The 4,209-nt window shown below is 42.7% G+C and carries 9 protein-coding genes; 8 read left to right on the plus strand and 1 reads right to left on the minus strand.

Annotated elements, in window-relative coordinates:
- Positions 1–196: 196 nt before the first annotated feature.
- The gene (locus ABF638_RS36845) at positions 197–391 is read right to left on the minus strand and encodes a ribbon-helix-helix protein, CopG family (RefSeq protein WP_104902418.1); all 195 of its coding nucleotides are present in this window, start codon (positions 389–391) and stop codon (positions 197–199) included.
- Between the two features lie 170 nt (positions 392–561).
- Here ABF638_RS36845 and ABF638_RS36850 point away from each other — a divergent pair, with 170 nt between their 5' ends.
- The 8 genes from ABF638_RS36850 to ABF638_RS36885 form a co-directional block, all read left to right on the plus strand.
- Entirely contained in the window at positions 562–726 is a 165-nt protein-coding gene (locus ABF638_RS36850) for a hypothetical protein (protein WP_167756050.1), read from the plus strand.
- A 180-nt stretch (positions 727–906) separates the two neighbouring features.
- Positions 907–2,091, plus strand: coding sequence for a hypothetical protein (locus ABF638_RS36855; RefSeq protein WP_435027696.1), 1,185 nt, complete (start codon positions 907–909; stop codon positions 2,089–2,091).
- On the plus strand, positions 2,072–2,266 hold the full coding sequence (locus tag ABF638_RS36860; protein WP_435027127.1) for a hypothetical protein: 195 nt from the start codon (positions 2,072–2,074) through the stop codon (positions 2,264–2,266). Before ABF638_RS36855 ends, ABF638_RS36860 begins: the two co-directional genes overlap by 20 nt.
- Before the next feature lies 1 nt (position 2,267).
- Positions 2,268–2,489 carry a hypothetical protein gene (locus tag ABF638_RS36865; protein ID WP_435027697.1) on the plus strand — a complete coding sequence of 74 codons (222 nt, stop codon included), beginning with the start codon at positions 2,268–2,270 and terminating at the stop codon, positions 2,487–2,489.
- Positions 2,490–2,578: 89 nt separating this feature from the next.
- On the plus strand, positions 2,579–2,836 hold the full coding sequence (locus ABF638_RS36870) for a hypothetical protein (RefSeq protein WP_435027698.1): 258 nt from the start codon (positions 2,579–2,581) through the stop codon (positions 2,834–2,836).
- A gap of 1 nt (position 2,837) precedes the next feature.
- Complete coding sequence (locus ABF638_RS36875; protein ID WP_435027699.1) at positions 2,838–3,248, plus strand: hypothetical protein; 411 nt, start codon at positions 2,838–2,840, stop codon at positions 3,246–3,248.
- The gene (locus tag ABF638_RS36880; protein WP_435027700.1) at positions 3,248–3,964 is read left to right on the plus strand and encodes a hypothetical protein; all 717 of its coding nucleotides are present in this window, start codon (positions 3,248–3,250) and stop codon (positions 3,962–3,964) included. The genes ABF638_RS36875 and ABF638_RS36880 overlap by 1 nt, the downstream gene beginning before the upstream one ends.
- Before the next feature lie 65 nt (positions 3,965–4,029).
- On the plus strand, positions 4,030–4,209 hold a 180-nt coding region (locus ABF638_RS36885), incomplete at its 3' end, for a hypothetical protein (RefSeq protein ID WP_435027701.1).

The raw sequence follows: 4,209 nt of genomic DNA on the forward strand, positions 1-4,209 counted from the left end.
TTATAAAATAAAACAATTTATCTATTTTCCTCAAGCCAAGACACAGCAAAGCTTTTACAAGTTTTTAACTAACATTAAAAATCAGATAAATATCCCACTATATTAGTACTAGTAGTGTGACTAAAAATAATTCAATTTATTGATGCTGCCTCAACTTGACCTTAATCTAAGATGTTGACGCGTTTTATGTTGTCGGTCATGCGGCACCATCTTGCTTTGCAGGTTGTTCTATCCAAAGTGCGAGTGCTTGTTCGAGAGCCTCACTTTGGTTTACATCTCGTTCAGCACATGTCGCCTTGAATTTTCGATACAAGGGAACTGGCACATGACCGCTTAACTGCCTATAATCTTCACTCCGTCGTCTATCAACCATCGAATCTACTGAGTTCATGTAAATCTATTCTCCTACACAATATCTAATTATTTTACTATCTGTCTTTCGTGTTGACACAATGTCGTGACATTGCTATATTGGCAGACATAAGGCAAAAGCGCCAGCGAGAGACAAGATACACATATTCTTGGCGACTTCAGCCTGCAAATTTATTTTGAGGAGGATTTATGCGAGTAACAATCAGGCAATCTCTACACCCATTTATCAGCAATAAAGCGCAAGAATTAGGCATTAATGACCATGCAGAGGTAGTTAACTTCCTTTTACTCCAGATTTTGCAAAATTCGATGCTGTCACAGGCTCCCACAAGGGGGAGCCAAGATACTCAGTAGTGTTTCACAGAATGTTTCATGAAACTGTTTCAACGGTTGCATCAATGTTTCAGCCTCACTTACCACCGTGAAACGCCACTTACACTCGCCAGAAACATGAAACATGAAACATGAAACGTTAGTTGATAACGACTACTTTTGCTTGTGACAGTGACGATAAAAAGTTGAGGGTAAAACGATATGTCAAGACCTAAAAAACAACCAACATCTATAAGCACGAACGCACCCAACACAAACGAGACTGAAACTCTTGAAAGTATTACATCCATGCCATCAAAAAAGGTAATTCATTTGATGCTAGATGCTGGACGCTCCAGTATTAAATATCAGGCTTTCGTTAATAACGAAACTGGCACAACACCAGTGATGAAGACTGAATCTTTAGTGTGTTGTGTGCCATCAGTACCATTTGGAGAATTAGGAGCTTTCAGCCTAAGCCGAGGCAAAGATGAAAACAACAAAGATGTTGTAGAGCATTGGGTTGTAGGCTCCTCAGCCAGACTGCAAGGTAAAGAGTACATAGCGATGAGTGATTCCGAGAATTACAAAGTACACTACTTCCCCATCCTTGCACTAGGCGCAATCGCATCTCTGCCGAATCTACTTGAGTTGTCCACGGGTACAAGCGCCAAGCGTAGAACCTTGCATATTCGTTTATCAACCCTCTCGCTAGCTTCCCCATTAGAACTAAAAAAAGCCATTGAACAATGCAAGTGGATAGCGGTAGATGGTGTTAGATATCGTCTGTGCTTCTCAAAACTTGGCTTTCTGGGATTTCCAGAGGGATATGGCGCGTCACTTTGGGCAAGCGAACGCTTTGACGATAAACAATTCCATACTTTTGATATTGGATATGGGACAGCCACAATCAGCGAATACAGTAATCTCGGCAAATTACCAAAACGGGTAACTTGTAGTCCGAATGGTGGCGGTGGTGTTGCCACACTAATCAAAGAATTCTCCAGAGCTTTGAGCAACACCGATTCTTCTAAAATGATTCGCCCCTCCCAACTCCGCGAGATTTTAGAAACTGCAACCGTTGGTGATAACGGCATAAGTGCGATTGCACCTGATGGCGAAGACATTGGGACTGAGTTAGAGAACGCGATTCATTCATGGATGAAAGATTCTCCCTTGGCTTATGCCCTAGATGACGTATCCGTAAAAGCCAGACGCAGCAAAGTAACTTTGTGTGGCGGTGCGTTTGCGATCGCGCCTGTGCAGATGTTGATCAAAGAAAGATTACTTAAATCTTGTATTCCAGAAAGTAATTTGTTGATCCCCGAAAATCCGGGAACCGTTGCTTTATCAGAAATGAAAAAACTTTACTTAGGAGAAACGACCGATGTTAACCAAGCGGCTTAATTACAACGTTCCTCAAGACTTGACTCCAGCCATCAGAATGCTTGCAGAAATGGATGGCACGACCCCCGCTTACTGGCTGAGGAAAGCTTTAGAGAAAGTAGTAAATGAAAGGTTCTCTGTCAATAACAATCATCAAATTAACTTAGGGAATTTGGAGGCGATAAGAGGTGAATAATATGATGATGTGCAATGTTAGCACAGAAGAAATAGTAATCATTCTGGCTGGTGTTGAGCAAACTTTAAGATTGATTCAAGCTACTCCCGAATATAGAAGACTGCAAACATCAGAGCATTTTACTACATCAAATGACTTGGTTTTGAATGATGCCATTCAATCAATTTCTGAGGTTTTAGATGGCATTGAAAAAATACAACTCGCTAACAGTTCTGATGAGTAATAATTGTGCGAACGCTTGCCCGGTCAAGAAAAGCGTTCGTACAAACGAGCATCAGGCATTCAATCGGTACACACATTAAGGATAGCAAAATGGCGCACCCCGTAGGATATTACTCCCTCTCTCACGACAACGCACTCATTAAAGATATGTGTGAGACATGGGGCGAAGGACTAGAGAAGATGAGCGAATCAGACACGCTCTGGTTAATTGCACGTGTAGCCCATCAAGCATGGTTAGAGTGTGAATCTTCTACCGCTCCTAGCAATGAAGCTTCTTCAGTATTGAAACGACTGCATGAGTTAAAGCAATGGGAAAAATTTGCACTGATTAGCGCAATGGTGCAGTGAGATGTACAAGAAGCAATTGTATTTAGCCTTGGCTGGTGTCGGGGTCTGCCTCTTGCCTGTAATCATCCCTTTAGTACCCAAGTTGGGGGCTTATGCAGAAGCCGAGAGATTAAAAGCCACCGAAGGATTAGAGCGTAAACGCATAGAAGAACGGGCTAAAACCAGTGATGCCTTATATGAGGCGGGAGTCATGCCCACAACTCGAAAACTAAGAATCACGAATTATTTTGACAGCAGTAAACGCAATCCCAGACCAGACCCAACCCTTTATCAAGATGATGAGATTGTTGATGTGTTTGATGCTTCTGGGCGCTGCATAGGTCGGATTGAAGAAGGAATTTGGAAGTGGAAGCACAAAGCCAAAGAGATTTGTAAAAGCGTTCAAAATATCAAATCAGTAAGGAGGAAGTGATGGCGTTAGGTTCATCAAGTGCAGAAAGTAATAGCACTGGTAACAGTGATGGTAAACCCAAAGGTAAGAAGCGAACGCTTGGTGAAATCATCGATTTTTGCGCCAAGGCTGTTGTGATGATTGTTGGCTTACCCATTAGGGCAGCCGCCGCTATAGTTAATCAGTTTGTTGCTAACGGTGGCGCGGGTCGTGCTTTGGTAGGTGGGATTTTATTTATCGGTGGTTCCATAATCAGTGCTGATTCAACTTGGCAATTAATCTTTACTGGCCCCCCAGTTTGTCCTTGGTTTGAGCCAACTTGGAATTGGCTAAATGTGCCATTTGCACTGTTCAATCCTTTGTTTTACTTGGCATTTATGGTTTCTGTAGGTGTTCAGGTAATTGAAGCCCATGCCTTACGCGGTAAAAACCCAGATTCAGCTAGGCGGGAACTTCAAGACCACATGGTTTATGAGCTTGAAACCAAGCCTAGTGGCAAGATTGACCTTGTTGGTGAACTTTGGAAGGATTATAAGACCGCAGGCACACGCGATCGCTCTAGTGCTGGGCTAGTTGTGATTGCGGTTTGGGTGTTCGATATTGTCACCACCTTTGCGGCTCGTAACCCATTTGAATTTACAGCCCCATTCATGATTTTGGGTTGCATCTTGTTTAATATCGGCACAATGATGGCAGGTGAAATTGGGTTTGCCATCTGGCGCTTGACCAAAGATTAAAGCTCGTGCCGCTCAACAACTCTCTACATTGAGCGGCACTCACTACTTAACAGGGCATTTGTTTTATGCAAAGTAACAATATCCCAAAAATTACAACCAAAGAAACGGAACACTTACGCGAATCATATCCGGCCTTATCCCATTTGGAGGCAGGAAATGTTTCTGAATGGTTGCAAGAGCGCAAGGATCAATTATTTGAAATGGCACGGGCATCTGAGAATGAAGCAGACATGACCCGTGTACTT

Source organism: Nostoc sp. CALU 1950 (genome assembly GCF_051172895.1).
Classification (GTDB): domain Bacteria; phylum Cyanobacteriota; class Cyanobacteriia; order Cyanobacteriales; family Nostocaceae; genus Nostoc; species Nostoc edaphicum_A.